General features: G+C 73.6%; 21 protein-coding genes. 11 read left to right on the top strand and 10 right to left on the bottom strand.

What is annotated here, in order from left to right; translation table 11 throughout:
• Positions 1–40 precede the first annotated feature (40 nt).
• Positions 41–1006, top strand: coding sequence for a DUF5937 family protein (locus ACWEJ6_RS18080; protein WP_387666037.1), 966 nt, complete (start codon positions 41–43; stop codon positions 1004–1006).
• Between the two features lie 20 nt (positions 1007–1026).
• On the opposite strand, the gene ACWEJ6_RS18075 is transcribed toward ACWEJ6_RS18080, so the two are convergent.
• On the bottom strand, positions 1027–2007 hold the full coding sequence (locus ACWEJ6_RS18075; RefSeq protein WP_387666039.1) for a terpene synthase family protein: 981 nt from the start codon (positions 2005–2007) through the stop codon (positions 1027–1029).
• 8 nt (positions 2008–2015) lie between these two features.
• Positions 2016–2561: an EF-hand domain-containing protein gene (locus ACWEJ6_RS18070; RefSeq protein WP_364331930.1), complete on the bottom strand. Its 546-nt coding sequence runs from the start codon at positions 2559–2561 to the stop codon at positions 2016–2018.
• 153 nt (positions 2562–2714) lie between these two features.
• Between ACWEJ6_RS18070 and glnA (ACWEJ6_RS18065) the strand changes: the two genes are divergently transcribed.
• Positions 2715–4076: a type I glutamate--ammonia ligase gene (glnA, locus tag ACWEJ6_RS18065; RefSeq protein WP_352328047.1), complete on the top strand. Its 1362-nt coding sequence runs from the start codon at positions 2715–2717 to the stop codon at positions 4074–4076.
• A 26-nt stretch (positions 4077–4102) separates the two neighbouring features.
• On the opposite strand, the gene ACWEJ6_RS18060 is transcribed toward glnA (ACWEJ6_RS18065), so the two are convergent.
• Together ACWEJ6_RS18060 and ACWEJ6_RS18055 are read right to left on the bottom strand one after the other, a co-directional pair.
• Complete coding sequence (locus tag ACWEJ6_RS18060) at positions 4103–4447, bottom strand: YciI family protein (protein ID WP_397171064.1); 345 nt, start codon at positions 4445–4447, stop codon at positions 4103–4105.
• Between the two features lie 36 nt (positions 4448–4483).
• The gene (locus tag ACWEJ6_RS18055; protein ID WP_397162277.1) at positions 4484–5077 is read right to left on the bottom strand and encodes an AAA family ATPase; all 594 of its coding nucleotides are present in this window, start codon (positions 5075–5077) and stop codon (positions 4484–4486) included.
• A 445-nt stretch (positions 5078–5522) separates the two neighbouring features.
• On the opposite strand from ACWEJ6_RS18055, the gene ACWEJ6_RS18050 reads away from it, so the two are divergent.
• Positions 5523–6236, top strand: a complete 714-nt coding sequence (locus tag ACWEJ6_RS18050) for a PaaI family thioesterase (RefSeq protein WP_352353435.1) — start codon at positions 5523–5525, stop codon at positions 6234–6236.
• A gap of 44 nt (positions 6237–6280) precedes the next feature.
• On the opposite strand, the gene ACWEJ6_RS18045 is transcribed toward ACWEJ6_RS18050, so the two are convergent.
• Positions 6281–7129 carry an alpha/beta hydrolase gene (locus ACWEJ6_RS18045; protein ID WP_452424752.1) on the bottom strand — a complete coding sequence of 283 codons (849 nt, stop codon included), beginning with the start codon at positions 7127–7129 and terminating at the stop codon, positions 6281–6283.
• A 113-nt stretch (positions 7130–7242) separates the two neighbouring features.
• Here ACWEJ6_RS18045 and ACWEJ6_RS18040 point away from each other — a divergent pair, with 113 nt between their 5' ends.
• Positions 7243–7929: a type 1 glutamine amidotransferase gene (locus ACWEJ6_RS18040; RefSeq protein WP_452424750.1), complete on the top strand. Its 687-nt coding sequence runs from the start codon at positions 7243–7245 to the stop codon at positions 7927–7929.
• A gap of 41 nt (positions 7930–7970) precedes the next feature.
• On the opposite strand, the gene ACWEJ6_RS18035 is transcribed toward ACWEJ6_RS18040, so the two are convergent.
• Positions 7971–8564, bottom strand: a complete 594-nt coding sequence (locus ACWEJ6_RS18035; protein WP_387666051.1) for an HXXEE domain-containing protein — start codon at positions 8562–8564, stop codon at positions 7971–7973.
• An 83-nt stretch (positions 8565–8647) separates the two neighbouring features.
• Between ACWEJ6_RS18035 and ACWEJ6_RS18030 the strand changes: the two genes are divergently transcribed.
• Together ACWEJ6_RS18030 and ACWEJ6_RS18025 are read left to right on the top strand one after the other, a co-directional pair.
• Positions 8648–11569, top strand: coding sequence for a bifunctional [glutamine synthetase] adenylyltransferase/[glutamine synthetase]-adenylyl-L-tyrosine phosphorylase (locus ACWEJ6_RS18030; RefSeq protein WP_452424748.1), 2922 nt, complete (start codon positions 8648–8650; stop codon positions 11567–11569).
• 33 nt (positions 11570–11602) lie between these two features.
• Positions 11603–12646, top strand: coding sequence for a hypothetical protein (locus tag ACWEJ6_RS18025; RefSeq protein ID WP_452424746.1), 1044 nt, complete (start codon positions 11603–11605; stop codon positions 12644–12646).
• Between the two features lie 13 nt (positions 12647–12659).
• Here ACWEJ6_RS18025 and ACWEJ6_RS18020 read toward each other — a convergent pair whose 3' ends face one another.
• The gene (locus ACWEJ6_RS18020) at positions 12660–13487 is read right to left on the bottom strand and encodes a LysR family transcriptional regulator (RefSeq protein WP_364331905.1); all 828 of its coding nucleotides are present in this window, start codon (positions 13485–13487) and stop codon (positions 12660–12662) included.
• Between the two features lie 83 nt (positions 13488–13570).
• On the opposite strand from ACWEJ6_RS18020, the gene ACWEJ6_RS18015 reads away from it, so the two are divergent.
• On the top strand, positions 13571–14845 hold the full coding sequence (locus ACWEJ6_RS18015) for an MFS transporter (protein ID WP_452424743.1): 1275 nt from the start codon (positions 13571–13573) through the stop codon (positions 14843–14845).
• On the top strand, positions 14842–15564 hold the full coding sequence (locus ACWEJ6_RS18010) for a B3/B4 domain-containing protein (RefSeq protein WP_452424741.1): 723 nt from the start codon (positions 14842–14844) through the stop codon (positions 15562–15564). Before ACWEJ6_RS18015 ends, ACWEJ6_RS18010 begins: the two co-directional genes overlap by 4 nt.
• Positions 15565–15589: 25 nt before the next feature.
• Here ACWEJ6_RS18010 and ACWEJ6_RS18005 read toward each other — a convergent pair whose 3' ends face one another.
• Positions 15590–15823 carry a hypothetical protein gene (locus ACWEJ6_RS18005; RefSeq protein WP_452424739.1) on the bottom strand — a complete coding sequence of 78 codons (234 nt, stop codon included), beginning with the start codon at positions 15821–15823 and terminating at the stop codon, positions 15590–15592.
• A 142-nt stretch (positions 15824–15965) separates the two neighbouring features.
• Here ACWEJ6_RS18005 and ACWEJ6_RS18000 point away from each other — a divergent pair, with 142 nt between their 5' ends.
• Complete coding sequence (locus tag ACWEJ6_RS18000) at positions 15966–16538, top strand: hypothetical protein (protein ID WP_452424737.1); 573 nt, start codon at positions 15966–15968, stop codon at positions 16536–16538.
• Positions 16539–16614: 76 nt separating this feature from the next.
• Here ACWEJ6_RS18000 and glnA (ACWEJ6_RS17995) read toward each other — a convergent pair whose 3' ends face one another.
• A complete protein-coding gene (gene glnA, locus ACWEJ6_RS17995; protein ID WP_352323044.1) occupies positions 16615–18039 on the bottom strand; it encodes a type I glutamate--ammonia ligase in 1425 nt (474 codons plus the stop codon).
• Between the two features lie 95 nt (positions 18040–18134).
• Complete coding sequence (locus tag ACWEJ6_RS17990) at positions 18135–19157, bottom strand: hypothetical protein (protein WP_452424735.1); 1023 nt, start codon at positions 19155–19157, stop codon at positions 18135–18137.
• Between the two features lie 77 nt (positions 19158–19234).
• On the opposite strand from ACWEJ6_RS17990, the gene ACWEJ6_RS17985 reads away from it, so the two are divergent.
• On the top strand, positions 19235–19696 hold the full coding sequence (locus ACWEJ6_RS17985; RefSeq protein ID WP_387666068.1) for an RDD family protein: 462 nt from the start codon (positions 19235–19237) through the stop codon (positions 19694–19696).
• On the top strand, positions 19693–20889 hold the full coding sequence (locus ACWEJ6_RS17980) for an MFS transporter (RefSeq protein ID WP_452424733.1): 1197 nt from the start codon (positions 19693–19695) through the stop codon (positions 20887–20889). Before ACWEJ6_RS17985 ends, ACWEJ6_RS17980 begins: the two co-directional genes overlap by 4 nt.
• Positions 20890–20929: the final 40 nt, after the last annotated feature.

Genomic DNA, 20929 nt, shown 5'->3' with positions numbered 1-20929 from the left:
GGACGGCCGAGGCGCCATCGATTTAGTGCACACTAAAACCATGGCCGTCACCTGGGACCTCAAGCCGGAGGACGTCGCGCGCATCCGGTTCGCGTTCTCGCCCATGTGGGAGCTGGTCGCGAGCCTGCGCACCCTCCAGGACCCCTCCAGGCAGTCGATCCACCTGCCCTGGGTCAAGGCCGTGCGCCCCCGGCTGGCCGGGCTCGACCTCGACGAGCTGTTCGCGCTGGTGCCGCCGACCGGCTACCTGGCCGACTTCATCACCCCGCCCCCGCAGACGCCGCTGCCCGACTTCGCCGCCGAGCTGGAGCAGGTCCGGAGCACGCCGCCGGAACGCGCCCGCACGGAGGCCGCGACCATCGCGGGCACCGACCGGGCGCCGCTCGACCGGTTCATGGCGGACCCGGCGGCCGGCGTGGCCCGGGTGGCCCACGCGCTGGAGACGTACTGGCGGGCCTGCTTCGAGGAGTTCTGGCCGCGCGTCTACGGGCTGCTCGAACGCGACGTGCTGCGCCGCTCCCGCCAGCTCGCCCAGGGCGGGGCCAGGGAGCTGTTCGCCGGGCTCGGCCCCGCCGTGGAGTGGACGGGGGAGCGGCTGCTCATCGACCGGCCCTGGTGCCACGCGGGCGGCCTGCACGGCGACGGGCTGCTGCTGGTGCCGAGCGCGTTCTACTGGCCGTCGGTGGCCGTGATGTCGGCTCCGTACCAGTCGATGCTCGTCTATCCGGTGCTCGGCGTCGGCACGCTGTGGGAGCAGGGCCCGCCGCCCGCCCCCGGCGCGCTGGCCGCGCTCATCGGCCGCAGCCGGGCGCAGATCCTGCTCGCGCTGGCCGAGCCGAGCACCACCTCGGCGCTGGCCGCCCGGATGTCGCTCACCCCGGGCGCGGTCAGCCAGCACCTCGGGGTGCTCAGCGACGGCGGGCTGGCGGTGGGCCTGCGCCTCGGCAAGCAGGTCGTCTACCGCCGGACGGCGGCCGGCGACATGCTCGCCGGCGCCTCCGCCTGACCACCTTCCCCTTGATCGGCTCAGGCGTACCGGGACGACTCCAGCAGCCAGTCCAGGTGGGCGCGCGGCGCGGCCAGGTAGGCGCAGGCCACCTTGCTGACGTCCCTGGCCGCCTTGGGCGGGAGGTCGTCGAGCGGCAGCCGCCTGGCCGCCCGGTTCATGTCCTGGCAGCGCCCGGCGATCCGGTCGAGCACCCACGCCACGGCCTCGCGCTCGCCCAGCCCGAGCTGCCGCACCGCCAGCTCGACCAGGTTGTGCACGTCGCCGCGCTCCTTGGGCCGCGAGGCCACGTCGTTGCACCAGGCCGTGACGTCGCTGCAGGCCTCCACCAGCTCCCGCCACGGGTCGCACTGGACCACCCAGGCCGGCACCTCGACCCGCAGGCACGGCTCCACCAGGTCGTACAGGTAGGGGCCCACGGTGCCCCTGCGCAGGGCCGGGTACTCCTCCAGCGTCGGCATGCGCCCGGCGGCCCGGTTGTCGGCCTCGGTGCGGCAGGCGTCGGCCTGGCGGCGCAGGTTGACCGCGAAGCGGGCCCGCCACTGGTCGCTCATCCGCGCGCTGGTCACCCGCCACAGGTCGGCGAAGGCGGCCTCCAGCGGGTGCCGGGCCGCGCCCTTGAGCATGCCGCCGAAGATGTCCAGCGGGCACGACCCCTCGTCCAGCTCGTCGTCGAGGTGGAACAGCCAGGTCAGCCACTGGGCGAACAGCGCCGCCGCGGCCGCGTCGAACTCGGCGAACGCGCGCCCGGCCATCCGGTGGAAGCCCACCCCGGCGTCGGCGCGCAGGCCCGTCCGCCTGGCCCAGTCGATGACCGCGGCCTCGATGGCGTACACGGCCGGGTGCATCCGGCAGGGCGCCGCCATCGCCGGCACCCGCTCGACGAGCGGCAGCAGCGCCAGCGCGGGCGAGCCGCCCTTGCGCGGCAGCGGCAACATCGGCTTCCAGTGCAGGACCGAGCGGAGCGCGGTGCGCACCGTGGCGAACACGGTGGTGCTCACGGCCGTGTTCACAGCGGACCGTAAAGCCAGTTGCCCGCGGCGTTCGGGTCTGAGCTGCGGTAGTAGTCCTCGGCCGCGCGGATCAGCTCCTCGACGGTGAGCGCGCCTCTGCCCTCCCGGTCGAGCCGGTCGAACGCCTCGTCCACGTCGTCGTAGGCGGTGCCGAACGCGCTGAGCATCGTCCGGAACTCGCCCGGCCGGATCAGGCCGTCGCCGTCGCCGTCGCAGAGCTGGGCCACCGCCACCGTCGCCGGCCGGAACACCGGCTCGTACCGGTCGCCGGTGACGAACGCCGCCGTCATCCCGCCGCGGAAGTCCGTGCGCGCGATGCCGGAGTCGCCGTCGCGGTCGAGCGCCCGCGACAACGTCGACCAGATGCCGTCGAAGCTGCCGACGAGCCGGTTGCCGGTGACCGAGGTGGGGGACTCCCCGAAACCCACCAGCAGGCGTGCGCCCAGCCCCAGCAGGTCCTCCCGTTCGACGACGCCGTTGCCGTTCGCGTCGATGTGGTCGAACGCCCGATCGAGCTTGTGATTGAGCAGGTCGATAGCCACCAATGCCTCCCCCGAGACTAACTGCGTGATCACAGTAGATCTGGGCGGCCCCTTTGTCAGTGAGGCTCGCACCGGCACCCCCCGTAACGTGTGCGAAACACGGGCACGGCATGCTGATATCAAGACCCGCACCGTCTTCAACGAGGGGACGCCTTGGACCGCCAGCAGGAGTTCGTGCTCCGCACGCTAGAGGAACGCGACATCCGGTTCATCCGGCTCTGGTTCACCGACGTCCTCGGCTTCCTCAAGTCCGTCGCGATCGCGCCCGCCGAGCTGGAAGGCGCCTTCGCCGAGGGCATCGGCTTCGACGGCTCGGCGATCGAGGGCTTCGCCCGCGTCTACGAGTCCGACATGCTGGCCAAGCCCGATCCCTCGACGTTCCAGATCCTGCCCTGGCGCAGCGAGACGCCGGGCGCGGCGCGCATCTTCTGCGACATCCTGATGCCCGACGGCACCCCGTCGCACGCCGACCCGCGCTGGGTGCTCAAGCGCACCCTCGCCAAGTGCGCCGACATGGGCTTCACCTTCTACACCCACCCCGAGATCGAGTTCTTCCTGCTGAAGAACCGTCCCGAGGCCGGGCAGCGGCCCGAGCCGATCGACTCCGGCGGCTACTTCGACCACACGCCCCACAGCTCCGGCCACGACTTCCGGCGCCAGGCGATCATGATGCTGGAGTCGATGGGCATCTCCGTCGAGTTCAGCCACCACGAGGGCGCCCCCGGCCAGCAGGAGATCGACCTGCGCTACGCCGACGCGCTCACCACGGCCGACAACATCATGACGTTCCGGCTGATCATGAAGGAGGTCGCCCTGGAGCAGGGCATCTGGGCCTCGTTCATGCCCAAGCCGTTCACCGAGCACCCCGGCTCGGGCATGCACACGCACATGTCGCTGTTCGAGGGCGACCGCAACGCCTTCCACGAGGCGGGCACCGACTACCGGCTGTCGAAGATCGGCCGCTCGTTCATCGCGGGCCTGCTGCGGCACGCCGCCGAGATCACCGCCATCACCAACCAGTGGGTCAACTCCTACAAGCGGCTGTGGGGCGGCGCCGAGGCCATCGCGGGGCAGGGCGGCGAGGCGCCCTCCTACGTGTGCTGGGGGCACAACAACCGCTCGGCGCTGGTCCGGGTGCCCATGTACAAGCCGCACAAGGGCGGCTCGACCCGCGTCGAGTTCCGCTCCCTCGACTCGGCGTGCAACCCGTACCTGGCCTTCGCGCTGGTGCTGGCCGCCGGGCTCAAGGGCATCGAGGAGGGCTACGAGCTGCCGCCGGCCGCCGAGGACAACGTCTGGACCCTGACCAGCGCCGAGCGCCGGGCCCTGGGCATCCAGCCGCTGCCCGGCTCGCTCGACGAGGCCATCGCCGTCATGGAGCGCAGCGAGCTGGTGGCCGAGACGCTGGGCGAGCACGTCTTCGACTTCTTCCTGCGCAACAAGCGGGCCGAGTGGCGCGAGTACCGCCGTACGGTCACCGAGTTCGAGCTGGGCCGCTACCTGCCGGTGTTGTGAGGCCGGGCGGGGGAGACCCGCCCGGTTCAGCCCTTGAACTCGCGCACCTCGACCGGCAGCACGCCCACGGCGCGGGCGAGCCGGCGTCCCCACTCCAGCGCGGCGTCCAGGTCGGGGGCCCGGATGACGGTGAACCCGCCGACGTGCTCCTTGCCCTCGGTGTAGGGGCCGTCGGTGGTGAACGGCTCGTCCGCGCGCATCCGGATCACCGACGCCTGCTCGGCCGGGGCCAGGCCGCCGGAGAAGACCCACGCGCCGGCCGCGCGCATCTCCGCCTCGACCGCGCCGATGTCGCGCATGATCGGCTCCAGGACCGCGGGCTCGGGCGGCGGGCCGTCGGGCTCGAACAGGGTGAGCAGGTACTGCTTCATGGGTCCTCCCTCGTGCGTCCGCATCCTCGGACGCCGTCAGTCGGCGGGGGCGCGGTCGGCGCTGTCGAAGACGATGTGCTCCAGCAGGTCGGCCTCGGCGCGGGTGAGCACGTGCGCGCTGACGGCCGGGGCCGGGTCGCCGCCGGTCACCCGCGCCAGCAGGCTCTCCCAGCGGCGGCGGTGGCGGGCGAACGTGCGGGGCGCGACCACCCGGCCCCTGGCGTGCTGCCCGGCGACCGCCGCCTCCGGCGGCGCGTCGAGCAGCAGCAGGTGGAAGCTCGCCCGCTGCCTGCGGGCCAGCCAGGCGAACCCCTTCAGCACGTACGTGGCGCAGCCCCGGTTGTGCGCGAGGACCGCCTGACCGCCGGCCAGCGCCCGGCTGATGCGGCTCAGGTGGGTGGCGAACACCACGGCGCGGCGCACCGGACGGGGGGCCCAGAGGATCCGGCCGTCCCAGCGCAGGCGGGACTGCCCCGAGTCGATCACCACGACCGCGTCGGCGGCGACGGGCGCGCTCTCGGCGCCGTGGAGGCCGTAGAGGCGGCGCAGCAGCGTGGTCTTGCCGGCGCCGGGCAGCCCGGTCAGCACGACCAGCGACCCGGGCGGAAAGCGTAACGTCGCCCGCTGCACAGACCCACCCCGCCCGATCGGATTCGCTTCGACCCCTGTTCGCGCCAGCATAGGGCGCGGGGGCGCGCGGCGGGCGCGCCCGGCCGCCGGAACGGTCCGACGGGATTCACCGGGAATGGGCCCGGGGCGGGGAAATCACGGGATAAGGTACTGCCGACGCCTTGATCGGTCTCACCCCGGATACAGATGCGGCTCCGGGTTGGGGCCGATTTTCGTTGTTCCTCACCCCCGAGTCACATCCGTGCCATGGACGGCGCCGACCCTGGGAGGGGACGGCCGGGGGCGGCCGGGGAAGTTTCGGCCACGCCTGTGGCGTTATGGCATGAGTCGGCCGTCGGTCAGGGACCCCCAGCATCGTGGTAATCCGGGAGTCCAGTAAAATCGGCCTACTCTTTACGATATTTCCGGACTTCTCGCCTTCTGGGGCGATATTGGAGGGTGTGGCATGACGACGGCTGCCCTGCAGACCGTGTTGACCGTTCCCGAGCGTTTCCGGGGCCCGGTGGGAGTCGCCAACGGCGGCTGGATCGCGGGCACCATGGCAGAGGCGCTGAACGGCGGCCGATCAGCGGTCGAGGTCACGCTGCACGCGCCCACGCCCCTGGAGACCGAGCTGCGCCTGGAGCACGTCGCCAACAGCGTCTCGCTGTCCGACGGCGACAAGGTCCTGGTCGAGGCCATCCCCGTCGCGGAGACCCTGACCGGGCCCGGGTTCGTGCCGTTCACCGACGCCGCCCGCGCCGAGGCCGGGTTCGTCGGCCTGCAGGCCCACCCGTTCGCCGAGTGCTTCGCCTGCGGCCTGCGCGAGCCGGGCGACGGCCTGCGCATCTTCCCCGGCCCGGTGGAGGGCTCCGACCTGGTCGCCGCCGGCTGGCGGGTGCCGTTCACGGTGAGCGGCGAGGACGGCGTGCCCGCCTCGATCGTGGGCGCGGTGCTCGACTGCATCACCGGCTGGGCGCACTTCGGCCCCGGTGAGTCGGCCCTGCTCGGCCGCCTGGTCGTGCAGATCAACGGCCCGGTGCTGCCGGGTGGCCGCTACTCCGTCGTGGCCCGTCCGACCGGCCGCGACGGCCGCAAGATGTACGGCGAGAGCGGCATCTACGAGGACGACGGCACCCTGGTGGCCGCCGCCCGCGCCACGTGGATCGCTCCACGCTGACCTGCGTCTGCGAACGGCCCCCGAGCTCGGCTCGGGGGCCTTTCTCATGCCCCGGTGATCCGTTCCAGGACGGTCGTCACCGGCTGCTCGTCGAACAGGATCGTGTAGTGGTTGCAGTCGGGCACGACCTCGTCGCGCAGGCCGGGCACGCGGGCGGTCCAGGTGCGGGCGACCTCGTCGGGGAGCATGCCGGTGTCCTGGTTCAGCAGGCCGCGCGGGGCCCTGAGCAGGTGGGCGGGCGCCTTGATCGCGGCCAGCGCGGCGCCGATCTCGTCGGTCTCGGTGCGCATCCAGCGCCCGTCCGCCAGCACGGCCTCGCCGACCGCCCGCGAGCGCAGCGCGCCCTCGGGGCCGTCGAGGTCGTAGCGCACGTACGCCTCCACGTCGGGGCTCCAGTGGCCGACGAAGGCCGGATGGGCCTTGAAGAAGTCCACGTACTCCTCCGGCGAGGCGAACGTCCGGCGCAACCGGGCCAGCGCGGGGCCGAGCGTGGCCGCCAGCGCGGCGTCGGGGTCCTCGCCCTCGGGCAGGGGGAGGGGGAGGCCGCCGTCCACCAGGACGACCCGGTCGAAGTCGCGCTCGGCCGCGGCCAGCACGGCCACGTACGCGCCCATCGAATGGCCGGCCAGCACCGCGTCCGGGCCCGCGCCGACGTGCTCGGCGACGCGCAGGACGTCCTCGGCGTGCCGGGGCAGCCCGTACGGGCCGGGCAGGGAGGCGCTGTGACCACGGCCGCGCAGGTCCATCGCGATCAGCGACCACTCCTCGGGCAGCCGTCGTCCGACCGCGCCCCAGGCCATCAGCGAGGCGCTGATGCCGTGGACCGCGATGACCTTGCGGGGGCCGGTGCCGAACGTGGCGACGCGGAGCCCGTCCACTTCGTCGAATCTCATAGCCGGATCCTAGGGACGCCGTCCGGGGCCGGGAATCACCGGCCGTCGCGCGCGCAGTTCGCACGGCGGGCGTAAGGGCGTTTTCGCCAAAAAATGCGGATAAATTACCCGATATGCGCATCACCGTGATCGAGCACGAGGCCGGCGCCGGGCTCGGCTACCTGACGGACTGGCTGGGCCTGACCTGCGACGTCGTACGGCCGTACCGGGGCGAGCCGGTGCCGGAGCGGGCCGCCGACGGCCTGATCGTGCTCGGCGGCGCCGCGGCCGCCTGGGAGGACGAGCGCAGCCCCTGGCAGCCCGCCACCCGGGCCCTGCTGCGCCGCGCCGTGGCGGAGGGCACGCCCACGCTGGGCATCTGCCTCGGCGCCCAGCTTCTCACCATGGCGCTCGGCGGCACGGTCGAGCGCGGCGGGAACGGCCTGGAGGTGGGGGCGTGCGAGGTGGTCGCGCTGCCCGCCGCCGCCTCCGACCGGCTGCTGTCCGGCGTCCCGGCCAGGGCGACCGCCATCCAGTACCACCAGGACGCCATGACGCGGCTGCCGCAGGGCGCGGTGCCGCTGATGACCGGGGCCCAGTACCCGAACCAGGCCTACCGGGTCGGCGAGCGCGCCTGGGCGGTGCAGTTCCACCCCGAGGCCACCCCGGAGATCTTCACCTCCTGGACGGCGGAGTCGGACCTGGCGGCGGCCGAGGACCTGAACGCCGCCGTCAAGGCCGCCGAGCCCGCCCTGGTCGCGACCTGGCGCCCGGTGGCGCAGGCGTTCGCCCAGGTGGTCAAAGCCTCCCGCCCGACCTGACAGCCCAACCCGGGCGGCCAGGAGCCGGACGCCGGTGCGGGTCAGAACCAGCGGTCGCGGCCGAGGCCGTCCGTGGCAGATGACTCCGTGGCCGACGACTCAGCGGCCGATGGCTCGGCGGCCCGGTCGTGGCGGCGGGTGAGCAGGTGGGCGACCGCGTGCACGCCACCCACCGCCAGTGGCAGCGCCGCGAGCCCGAACGCGGCCGACCGCCCCGGCGCCGCCACCACCCCCGCCCGCCGCAACCGCCGCCACGCCCACGCCGAGAACGGGATCACCACCAGCGGCGCCGTCACCACCCCCGGCGTGTACCCCCGCGTGGCGGCCGCCTGCGCCAGGTGGACGACCCCGTGCAGCCCGAACCCGGCCAGCACCGCCTGGAACACCGGGCTGCGCCCGCCGCTGCGCGCCCCCAGCGCCGAGGCCCCCGCCACCACGCCGCCCATCAGCCCGATCGCCACGTTCACCCGCGCCTGCGACACCTCCAGCCGCTCCCACGGCACCCCCGGGTACAGCCGCTCCAGCCGGGGACGGGCCCGCCGCGCCCATCCCGCCATGGTCGCCAGCTCCTCGGCGTCGTGCACGGCCCAGGCCGCCAGCAGTCCCCAGGTCACCGCCGCGGGCATCCGGCTCATGTCGTCCCCCTCCTCAGCAAAACACAACGCTACGTTGCGTTGTACTCTACGGCTTTCCGGAAGCCACCTGTCAAGATGAGCAGGTGCCCAGGATCGAATCGACCGCCGCACGCCTGGCCAAGCTCGGCTTCGCCGACGGTGCCAGAGCCGCCCAGCTGCTCGACCGCACCCCGGCCGACCTCGACGACCTCCTGGAGTTCCTGGTCGCCGTGGCCGATCCCGACCTGGCCCTGGTCTCGCTGACCCGCCTGGCCGAGCGCGAGCCGGCCGTCCTGACCGCGGTGCGCGAGGACGAGCGGCTCAGGGCGCGCCTGTTCGCCGTGCTCGGCGTCAGCGCCGCGCTCGGCGAGCACCTGGTCCGCCACCCCGGGCAGACGGCCCTGCTGGCCGAGCCCGAGCTGGGCGAGGCGCGCGCCGCGCTGCTGCGCGCCGTCGGCGCCGAGCCCGGCGAGCCCGAGCCGCGCGCCGGCGACCCCGACCCGCTGGTGGCGCTGCGGGTCGCCTACCGGGGCCGGCTCATGCACCTGGCCGCCCGCGACCTGACCGGGCAGGCCACGCTCGCGGAGGTCATGGCCGAGCTGTCCGACCTGGCCGGCGCGGCGCTGGAGGCCGCCCTCGCGATCGCCCGCGCCGAGGTCGACGACTCCGAGGCGCGCCTGGCGGTCATCGGCATGGGCAAGTGCGGCGCGCGCGAGCTCAACTACATCAGCGACGTCGACGTGATCTTCGTCGCCGAGCCGCGCGAGGGCGCCGACGAGACCAAGGCGCTGCGGTCGGCGACCCGGCTGGCCCAGGCCATGATGCGGGCCTGCACGGCGGCCACCCAGGAGGGCTCGCTGTGGGAGGTCGACGCCGGCCTGCGCCCCGAGGGGCGGTCCGGCCCGCTGGTCCGCACCCTGGCCAGCCACCTGGCCTACTACCGCCGCTGGGCCAAGACCTGGGAGTTCCAGGCGCTGCTCAAGGCCCGTCCGGTGGCGGGCGACCAGGAGCTCGGCGAGTCCTACGTCCAGGCGGTCAACGACCTGGTCTGGACGGCCGCCACCCGCGAGCACTTCGTCGAGGACGTCCAGGCCATGCGCCGCCGCGTCGAGTCGCACGTGCGCGCCGAGGGGGAGCGGCAGCTCAAGCTGGGGCCCGGCGGGCTGCGCGACATCGAGTTCGCCGTCCAGCTCCTGCAGCTCGTGCACGGCAGGCTCGACCCGCTGCTGCGCCGCCGGGCCACCCTCCCGGCCCTGGCCGCCCTCTCCCGCGGCGGCTACGTCGGCCGCGACGACTCGCGCGGGCTCGCCGAGGCGTATTCGTTCCTGCGCCAGGTCGAGCACCTGTTGCAGCTCCACCGGCTGCGGCGGACCCACCTGCTGCCCACCGACGAGGCCGACCTGCGCAGGCTCGGCCGTGCCCTCGGCATGCAGGCCGACCCGGTGGGGGAGTTCACCGCCCGGTGGCGCCGGCACGCCATGGAGGCGCGGCGGCTGCACGAGAAGCTGTTCTACCGGCCGCTGCTCCAGGCGGTGGCCCGGCTGCCGGAGTCGGAGGCGCGGCTGTCCACGGCCGCGGCGGCGGCCCGGCTGGAGGCGCTCGGCTACGTCGATCCGAGCGGCGCCCTGCGGCACATCGCCGCGCTGACCACGGGCGTGTCCAGGCGCGCGGCCATCCAGCGCACGCTGCTGCCCGTCATGCTCGGCTGGTTCGCCGACACGCCCGACCCCGACGCGGCGCTGCTCGGCTTCCGCCAGGTCAGCGACAAGCTCGGCAGCACCCCCTGGTACCTGCGGCTGCTGCGTGACGAGACGGCGGTGGCCGCCCGCATGGCGCGGGTGCTCGGCACCGGCCGCTACGCCACCGGACTGCTCATGCACGCCCCCGACGCGGTCGCGATGCTCGGCTCCGACGCGGAGCTGGCCGTGCGCCCGCCCGAGTCGCTGCGCGGCGAGGCGTCGGCCGCGGTGTCCCGGCACGCCGGCGACCCGGAGACCGCGGTGGCGGCCGTGCGCGGGCTGCGCCGCAGGGAGCTGTTCCGCACGGCCGTCGCCGACATCTCGGGGCTGCTCGACATCGAGGCCGTCGGCACGGCCCTGTCGTCGCTCACCGACGTGACCCTGCAGGCCGCGCTCGACGCCGCGCTGGCCAAGGCCCCCGACGTGACCAAATTCGCGGTCGTCGCCATGGGCCGGCTCGGCGGCATGGAGTGCTCGTACGCCAGCGACGCCGACGTGATGTTCGTGCACTCGCCGCTGCCCGGCGTCGAGGAGCGGGAGGCCACCGACGCCGCCTTCGCCGTGGCCAACGAGCTGCGCCGGCTGCTGTCGCTGCCCGCGCCCGACCCGCCGCTGCTCATCGACCCCGACCTGCGCCCCGAGGGCCGCCAGGGGCCGCTGGTGCGCACGCTGGCCTCCTACCGGGCCTACTACGCCCGCTGGTCGTCGCCGTGGGAGGCGCAGGCGCTGCTGCGCGCCCGCTTCTCGGCCGGCGACGCCTCGCTCGGCGCCGCGTTCACGTCCGTGATCGACGAGCTGCGCTACCCGGCCGGCGGGCTGCGCGAGGACGCGATCAGGGAGATCAGGCGGCTCAAGGCGCGCATGGAGGCCGAGCGGCTGCCGCGCGGCGCCGACCCCGCCCTGCACACCAAGCTCGGCCCCGGCGGGCTGTCGGACGTGGAGTGGGTGGCCCAGCTGCTCCAGCTCTGCCACGCGGGCGAGGTGCCGGCCCTGCGCACCACCCGTACCATCGGGGCGCTGCGCGCGGCGGCGGCCGAGGGGCTGCTGGACCCGGACGACGAGCGCGTGCTGGCCGAGGCGTGGCGGTTCGCCTCCCGGGTCCGCGACGCGATCATGCTGGTCCGGGGCAGGCCGGGGGACAGCGTGCCGGCCGAGGCGGGGGAGCGCCGGCTCATCGCCCGTACGCTCGGCTACCCGCCGGACGGCTCGGAGGACTTCCTCGACGACTACCGCCGCGTCACCCGCCGCGCCCGCCAGGTCGTCGAGCGCGTCTTCTACGGGGGTTGATCCCGGTCCGCGGCCGGGTGTATCAAGGCGCAGGTGTTATCCGTTTACGTGGACCTGGCCCTCGGCCTGGTGGTGTCGTTCCTGCTGCTCTCACTGCTGGTGAGCGGGGTCAACGAGGCGTTCGTGCGCCTGCTCGCGATCCGCAGCAAGTTCCTGTGGGCCTACCTCAGGGACACCCTCGACGGCGCCGACGCGCAGGGCAGGTCGTGGCTGCCCGCCAAGGTGCGCGACGTGTTCGCCGCGCTGCCGTTCACCCGTGATCCCCGGCCGGTCCACAGCGACCAGCCCGCCCCCGCCGAGCCCGGCACGCTGCCGGTCGCCGAGCCCAAGGCGCAGGACGCCATGGTCAGGCTGCTGTACGAACGCGTCCAGGAGATCGACCACCCGACGAAGGGCCGGACGAGCATCGCCAACATCCCGCCGGGGCGCTTCGCCGTCGCCCTGATGGAGATGGCGGCCGCCGAGCCCGAGGGCGTCGAGGGCTTCCTGGCCAAGCTCAAGGAGATGGGCAGCCCCCTGTACGGCCACCTGCGCGGCGTCTGGGAGACCGCGCAGCGCGACCTCGACCGGTTCAGGCAGGGCGTCGAGACCTGGTTCGACGGCGAGATGGAACGCCTGTCGATGTTGTACAAGCGCTACGTCAAGTGGGTGGTGGCCGTCCTCGGCCTCCTGGTCACGCTGCTGTTCACCATGGACGGCCTGGAGTACGGCAAGACGCTGCTGCGCGACAACGCCTTCCGCGCCTCGGTGACCGCCGTGGCCGAGGCGGGCCCGGCGGCCTACGACGAGCTCAAGGCCCGGTGCGGCCAGTCCGACCCCGTGCCGTGCATCACCGAGACGCTCAGCGAGCCCGCGATGGTGCAGATGCTCCAGCACGCGCTGGTCAGCATCGCCATCCCGGCCGAGGGCGACCCCACGCTGCACTGGAACGGCGCCACCTGGTGGAGCCGGCTCACCACCCCCAGCCACTGGCCCGGCTACCTGCTGACGTACGTGGCCCTGCTGTTCGGCGCCCCCTTCTGGTGGGACGTGTTCCGCCGCATCACCGGCATCAAGGCCCGGCGCAAGGACCAGTGAACAGGCCGCCGGATCAGGCGCTCATGGCGTACAGCACGTCCCGCAGCGACTCCTCGCGTCCGCGCAGCCAGACCAGGCGCAGGGCCAGCGCGGGCGCCCGGCAGTCGAGCGCGACCAGCGCGCCGGAGCCGAGGTCGGCGCCCAGCGCGAAGTCCGGCAGCAGGGCCTGCCCGAAGCCCTGCCTGGCCCACTCGCGGGCGGTGGCGATGCTGGTCAGCTCCCTGCGCGGCACGTCCGGGCCGAACGCCTGGTCGGCCGCGAGCCGGATCGAGCAGCCGGGCGGGCTCACCAGCAGCGGCTCCCGCTCGCCGTCCGGCGCGGCGACCAGCGACAGCGCGACCTCGCCGACGTCGAGGAAGTCCATGCCGGGCGGCGGGGTGAACCCGAGGCCGCCGATCCGCGGGCCGAGGTCGAGCAGGAGCGCCGCGTCCAGGTCGCCGGAGGCCACCTGGGCCAGCAGGTCCTGCCGCATCAGGGAGCGCACGTCCACGTCCAGGTCGGGGCGGCGTTCGGACAGGCGGCGCAGCACGGCCGGCAGCCGGGCGGCGGCCAGCATCTCCAGCGCGCCGACGCGCACCCGGCGGCGCCGGCCGGTGACCGCGCGGCGCACCTCCTCGGCGTGGTCGAGCAGGCCCTGCGCGCGGCCGAGCAGTGCCGCGCCGGCCTCGGTCAGCCGCATGCCCTGCGGCGTGCGCTCGAACAGCGGCACGCCGAGGCTGCCCTCCAGCCTGCGCACCTGCTCCGACACCGAGGCCGGGGCCAGGCCGAGCGCGTTCGCCGCGCCGGTGACGGTGCCCGCCCCCGCGACGGCGACAAAGCCCCTCAACTGCCGCAAGTCCATATAAAGCAGCATAAGGTTTTCCCGAATGCCCCGTACGGCGCCGCCTGTTGAGGCGGAAAGCGGCGTTTGACCAGGCTGTGGGCATGCGAATGTTCGGTTTCTCCCTCGCCTACTTCCTGGTGATCCTCGACACGACCGTGCTGACGATCGCGCTGCCGGACCTGCGCGCCTCCCTCGGCGGCTCGCTGGCCGGGCAGCAGTGGGCGGTCAACGCCTACACCGTCGCCTTCGCCGCGTCGCTGCTCACCGCCGGCGCCGTGGCCGACCGGTTCGGCGCGGCCCGCGTCTTCAAGGCCGGGGTGGCGTTGTTCGGCGCGCTGTCGCTGCTCAGCGCGGCGGCGCCGGACCTCGGCGTGCTGGTCGTGCTGCGCGCGCTGCTCGGCGTGGCCGCGGCGCTGTGCACCGGCGGCTCGCTCGGGCTGCTCGCCGAGATGTTCCCGGCGCCCGCCGCCCGTGCCCGCGCCACCGGCCTGTGGGCGGCCGTCACCGGCTCGGCGCTGGCCGCCGGCCCCCTGCTCGGCGGCCTCCTGGTCGGACTGTCCGGCTGGCGCGCGGTCTTCCTGGTCAACGTGCCCTTCGCCGTGCTCAGCCTGCTGATCATGCGGAACGTCGCCTCCCCGCGCGGCTCCCGGCGGATCGACTGGCAGGTCCAGGCCCTGGCCTGCGTGCTGCTCGGCCTGGTCGCCGAGGCCCTGATCGACAGCTCCGCGCTCGCCGCCGGGCTGGCCGTGGCCGTCCTGGTGGCGCTGGTGCTGGTGGAGCGCCGCAGCCACGCCCCCGCCCTGCCCGGCGGCCTGCTCGCCGCCACCTGGCCGGAGCTGCTGGCCGGGACGGTCGCCAACTTCGCCTTCTCCGGCGCGCTGTTCGTGCTCACCCTCCTCCTCCAGGACACCCGCCACCTGTCGCCGGTCGCCGCCGGGCTCGCCTTCCTGCCGCTCACCCTGCCCATGACGGTGAACCCGCTGCTCACCGGCCGCCTGGTGGCCCGCTACGGCCCCCGTCCGCCGATCCTGGGCGGTCTCGCCCTCCTCGCTACCGGTCTGGCGGGGGTGGCGTTCACCGACGTGCTCGCGCCCTGGCTGGTGGTCATGGGGTTCGGGCTGTCGTTCGTGTTCCCGGCGCTGATGGCGGGCATGGTGAACGCCGCCCCCGCCGGCACGGCCGGCACCGCGGGCGGCGTGCTGAACGCCTCCCGCCAGGTCGGCGCCACCCTCGGCGTGGCGGTGCTGGGCATCGTCGGGCGGCCCCTGCTCGCCGCGGCCGTCCTGACGGCGGCGACGTTCGGCTGCTACGCCCTGGCCGCCGCCCGCGCCCGGCATGCCGCGCGGGGACGGCGGGAGGCCGCCGCAGTATCGTGAGGCGCACGAGTCAGACGACCGGCGAGGTGACAGTGCGTTTCCAGCATTCCGCGGACATCTGGCGGGACTTCCCCGACCTGGTGCCCTTCGCGCTCCACGTGGCGGGCGTCGACGCCGCCGCCCGCGTCGACGACCAGGTGGCCCGCTACGGCGACCTGGCCGCCCGGCGGGCCGCGCCCGAGAGCGAGCTGCCCGAGATCCAGGCGTGGCGGCGGGCGTTCACCCGGATGGGGCTCAAGCCGACGCAGTACCGGTGCGCGTCGGAGTCGCTGCTGCGCCGCTTCAGGAAGGAGGGCGCACTGCCGCGCCTGCATCCCCTGATCGACCTGTGCAACGCGGTCTCGATCGCCTTCGCCGTGCCGGTGGCGGTGTTCGACGTCTCCCGCGTCTCCGGCTTCGTCGAGGTGCGGTACGCCTCGGGCGAGGAGACGTACCTGACCTTCTCCGGCGAGACGGAGCACCCGGCCGCCGGAGAAGTGATCTTCGCCGACGCGGACGACCAGGCGCACGCGCGCCGCTGGACCAACCGGCAGAGCGGCCTGTCGGCGGTCCGCGACACCACCACCGACGTGCTCATCGTGGCCGAGGCCCTGCACGAGACGGCCCGCGCGGACGTCGAACGCCTGGCCACGGCCCTCTACGACGAGCTGACCGCCCTGTGGCCGGTGTCGCCGAAGTCGGAGATCCTCACCGCGTCGGCGCCCCGCTTCGACTTCTGACCACGGGGCGGTCCCCGCTCACGGCTCAGCAGGGCGTGAAGTAGACCTTCTGGGTGCCCGACAGGACGCCCCACTCGCCGGCGGGCTGGCCGCAGCCGAACCAGCGCTGGCCGACGAGCTGGTCGCCGTTGAAGTAGGCGAAGACGACGAGGAGGTCGCCACCGGGCGGCGGCGGCGGGATGGCGTGAGCCGGGGTCGAACCGAGACAGAGCGCGCCGGCGGCCAGCACCGTGGCTAACAGCCCTCGTCTGATCCTCATGACGGTCCTCCAGATCCTTCGGGCGCGTTCGGCCGATGGCCGGTTGCGTGATCTGGGATCAAGGTAACCGCGTTCGCCGACCCCCGCCAGAGCCCTCCAACGGGCCGTTGCGGGGCCGCGGAACGGCTGCCACGCTCTCCCCATGAGCCAGTTGCTCGCCCAGCTGCCCGCGCTGCTTGGCGTCGTCGTCGGCGCCCTGGCGACGCTGGCCACGACCCGAGCGGCCGACCGGGCTCGATGGAACCGGGAGCTGCGGACACGATGGGACGCCCAGCGTCTCGACGCCTACATGCAGTACGCCGGCACGCTCAAGGATCTGTCGGTCCTGGCACACAGGGCGACCGCGAGAAAGCGGCCGGGGTCGCGCAGCGAGCCGATCGACGCCGAGGAGGTCGGCCGCCTCTACGCGGAGGCGGAGGACCGCCGGACCAGGACGTGGGAGGGCGTTCTGCTCCTGGGCGACGCGGCCACCGTGGAGGCGGCCCGCGCGTGGCGCGGGGCGATCGAGCGGCTGAACGACTTCACCCGGGGCCTCACCGACGACTGGGAGTCGTGGGGTCCGGCGGTCCGCCGGGTCGACGAGGCGCGGGACGCGTACTACGCGGCCGCTCGGCGAAGCCTCGTCGTCGGCGGTGGAGAGGCCCCCCAGGCGACCTTCCTGGGCAAGGCGATCGACCGGCCTGAAGGGCGCGGTGGCTCCGTTGCGCGGGAGTGAGCGAGAAGGGGCCCGGTGCCGTCATCGGCGCCGGGCCCCCTTCGTTCCGGGTTCTCCCGAGGGGAGAACCGCGGCCTCACACGTCGTAGTACAGCTCGAACTCGTGCGGGTGCGGACGCAGGCGGATCGGGTCGACCTCGTTCTCCCGCTTGTACGACACCCAGGTCTCGATCAGGTCGGGCGTGAACACGCCGCCTTCGAGCAGGTAGTCGTGGTCGGCCTCCAGCGCGTCGAGCACCTCGGGCAGCGAGCCGGGCACCTGCGGCACCTGGCGGGCCTCCTCCGGCGGCAGCTCGTACAGGTCCTTGTCGACCGGCTCCGGCGGCTCGATCTTGTTGCGGATGCCGTCGATCCCCGCCATCAGCATCGCCGAGAAGGCGAAGTACGGGTTGCACGACGGGTCGGGCACGCGGAACTCGATGCGCTTGGCCTTCGGGTTGGACCCCGTGATCGGGATGCGCACGCAGGCCGAGCGGTTGCGCTGGGAGTAGACCAGGTTGACCGGGGCCTCGTAGCCCGGGACCAGGCGGTGGTAGGAGTTGACCGTCGGGTTGGTGAAGGCCAGCAGCGACGGCGCGTGCCGCAGCAGGCCGCCGATGTAGTAGCGGGCGGTGTCGGACAGGCCCGCGTAGCCGACCTCGTCGTAGAACAGCGGCGAGCCGTCCTTCCACAGCGACTGGTGGCAGTGCATGCCGGAGCCGTTGTCACCGAAGATCGGCTTGGGCATGAACGTGACGGTGTGGCCGTACTCCAGGGCGGTGCTCTTGATGACGTACTTGTAGAGCATCAGGTTGTCGGCCGTCTTGAGCAGCGTGCCGAACCTGAAGTCGATCTCCGCCTGGCCCGCCGTGCCGACCTCGTGGTGCTGCATCTCGACGTCGATGCCGCACTCGATGAGGTTGCGCACCATCTCCGAACGCAGGTCGGTGAAGTGGTCCATCGGCGGGACCGGGAAGTAGCCGCCCTTGTAGCGCGGCTTGTAGCCCAGGTTGCCGCCCTCGGCCCGCTTGCCGGTGTTCCAGGCGCCCTCGATGGAGTCGATGTAGTAGTAGCCGGCGTTCGCCTTCGTCTCGAAGCGCACGTCGTCGAAGATGTAGAACTCGGCCTCGGGGCCGAAGTAGGCCGTGTCGGCGATGCCGGTGCCCTTGAGGTACTCCTCGGCCTTGCGCGCCACGTTGCGCGGGTCGCGGCTGTAGGCCTCGCCGGTCAGCGGGTCGTGCACGAAGAAGTTGAGATTGAGCGTCTTGTGCTGGCGGAACGGGTCGAGCACCGCGCTGGACGGGTCGGGCAGTAGCAGCATGTCCGACTCGTGGATCGCCTGGAAGCCGCGGATGGACGAGCCGTCGAACATGAGCCCGTCGGTGAAGACGTTCGCGCCGAAGTTCTCGACCGGGAAGGTGAAGTGGTGCGTCGTCCCCGGCAGGTCGGTGAACCTGACATCGACGAACTGCACCCCTTCGTCACTGATGAACTTCAGGACGTCGTCGGCGGAGTTGAACACTCTCGAACCTCCCTGAGGGACTGGCCATCATGCCGACGCTAGGTCGCGGCCGTTTCCGTACGGTGTCTCGATTGTTTCGCATGTGTTACGCAGGGTCACGTCCCTTGGGACGTGTCGCAGCCTCCGTCGAAATCCGGCCGGACGTCCAGGTCGTAGGGGTCGGTGGCCGGGCCCGTCGGCGCGACGGAACCGGGCGGGTCGTCCTCGTAGACGGGGTGGACGAACCCGTCGTCGATGTCGCAGTCGGCCGGGGTGCTGCTCATGCCCCAGTCCACGTACACGGCGGGCTTGCCGTCCGAGCGGTAGAGCTGCACCTCGCCGGTGAGCTGCGAGACCAGCCGCATGGTGGTGGCCGGCACGCCGGGGCGGCGCACGGCGTAGACGGCCAGGTAGTTCACGTCGACCTTGACGCCGTGCAGCCCGTCCTCCCGGAAGGTGCCGAGGCGGGCGATGCCGTTGATCTTGACCACGTCGGTGGCGAGCTCGGCGCTGCCGGGGGCGAAGCTGTGCACCATCTGCCGGCTGTCGTACTTCTTGCCGCCCAGCTCTTTGGAGAACTCCTCGCGCTGGTCGGGGTCGAGCAGCCCGGCGAACGCCTTGGGCCTGCCGCCCAGCAGCGTCTCGCGGTCGAGCAGGGCCGCCGCCAGCAGGGCGCGGGTGCGCTCCAGGCCCTTGGCCACCTCCGCCTTCGACAGGCCGCCCAGCGCCTTCGCCGCCGGCATCACGAGGCCCGCGGCGCCGTCGGCGTAGCGCTCGGCGGGCGAGCCGGCGAAGGGGTCGTCCGCGTCGACGGGGTTCGCGGGCAGGGACAGGGCCTCCAGGCCGGGGTTCCCGCCGAGCAGGTCGGGGCGGTAGGTGACCACGAGCCCCGCGGCGCCCACGATCGCGCACAACGCGATCAGGGCGACCGACATGCGCCCGAGCCGGCGCGGACCGTGGCCGACCGGCACGTGATCGGCGGGTAAGCGGTCCCGCCGCGGCGGGCGTGGCGCGCGTTGCCGCGTCACGCCTTCCTTGGCCCCCTTGGCGGCGGATGAGCGCATCCTGCGGCGCTCGCCCTCGTCGATCTGCGCGATCACCTCGTTGAAGCGCGCGTCAAGGTCATCCCCGTGTGGCATGGCGACCATGATGGCGAGGGCAGAGCGCGGTTGGGTCACGATGCCGACCGCCCCGGGGGCCGGATACCGTTGACGGCATGAGCAGCAACGAGCCTCGGTGGACGCAGACCTGGCTGGGCGGCATCCGGTCCGCCGGGATCGACCTCGGATACCCGGGTGAGCGTCTCGGGCTGCCCGAGGAGGGCAGCGGATCGGTCGCCGGGTGGGGGCGCAGGATCGCCGCGCTCGTGATCGACTGGATGATCTGCACCTGGGTCGTCGTGCAGCTGCTGCTCAGGATGAACCCGGCCGAGTCCCCGTGGGCGCCGGCGCTGGTGTTCGCGCTCCAATACCTGCTGCTCGTCGGCTTCATGGGCCAGACGTTCGGCCACCGGCTGGCCGGCGTCCGCGTCGCCGCCATGGACGGCGGCGCCCCGCGCCTGCTGCCCGTGCTGGTGCGCACCGTCCTGCTCGGCCTGGCCCTGCCGGCCCTGATCTGGGACCGTGACCACCGCGGGGTGCACGACCGGGTGTCCAACACCATGGTCGTCCGGATGTGACGACCCGCCGGGCCGGGGCGGGCCGGTGGTTCGGCCCGCTCATGGTGGCGGCGGTGTGCGTGCAGGCGGCGACGTTCGCGGCCCGTCCGATGGTCAGCTACCGGGCCATCGAGATCGGCGCGGGCAACCTCGGCATCGGGCTCATCACCGCCGGGTTCTCGGTGCTCCCGCTCTTCGCGGCCGTCTCCGTCGGGCGCTGGGTGGACGCCTCCGGCGAGCGCGGCGCGGCCCTGCTGGGCGCCGCGCTGATCACCGGCAGCGCCTTGGCCCTGGCCGTGGCCCGCTCGTTGTGGACGCTGGTGCTGCTCAACGCGCTGTTCGGGCTCGGGCACCTGCTGTCCGTCGTCGCCCAGCAGGCCGTCATCGCCAACCGGGTGGCCGCCGGGGGCCACGACCGCGCCTACGCGCGCTTCACCGTGTTCACCTCGCTCGGCCAGCTCGCCGGGCCGTCCGCCGCGGCCCTCGTGGCGGGCGGCACGCTCGCCACCGGTGGCGACGCGGGGGGTGCGGCCGGCGTCGGGCCCGCCCTCGTCGTGGCGGCCGGGTTCGGGCTGGTGGCGGGGCTGGCGAGCCTGTGGACCGACGGGCCGGGCCCGGCGCGCGGGCGGGCCGCCGTCCGGCGTTTCCCGCTGCGCGGCACGCTCGGCCAGGAGGGCATGTGGCAGGCCCTGGTCACGAGCCTGGCCACGGTGTCCACGATCGACCTGGTGCTGGCGTACCTGCCGGCCTGGGGGCAGAGCCGCGGCGCCGGGGTGGCCGCGGTCGGCGCGCTGCTGGCGCTGCGGGCCGCCACCACCATGGCGAGCAGGCTCGCCATGGAACGCCTGGCCCTGCGGTACGGCCGCCGCGCCGTCCTGGTGACCAGCACCGTCGCCGCCGCGGTCACCGTCGCCGCGCTGCCGCTGTGCGGCCCGGCCGCCGCGGTGCCGGTGGTCGCGCTGATGGGGTTCGCGCTGGGGCTGGGCCAGCCGCTGACGCTGTCCTGGGTGGCCGGTCGCGCGCGGGCCGGCGAGCGCGGCACGGCGCTCGCGCTGCGCCTGACCGGCAACCGGCTGGGTCAGGTGCTGGTGCCCGCCGTGGCGGGCGTGGTGGCGGGGGCGACCGGCGTGCTCGGCGTCTTCGCGCTGAGCGCCGCCATGCTCGCCGCCACCGCCGGGCTGGCCGCCCGCGCGCCGATGAGCACCGCGGAGTAGGAAACCGTACCGGGTTTGTTTTCCTACCCGGTACGGTTAT

It is taken from the genome of Nonomuraea sp. NPDC004702 (genome assembly GCF_053601695.1).
The sequence above is the reverse complement of the archived record's forward strand: the minus strand, read 5'-3'. Positions and strand labels throughout refer to the sequence as shown.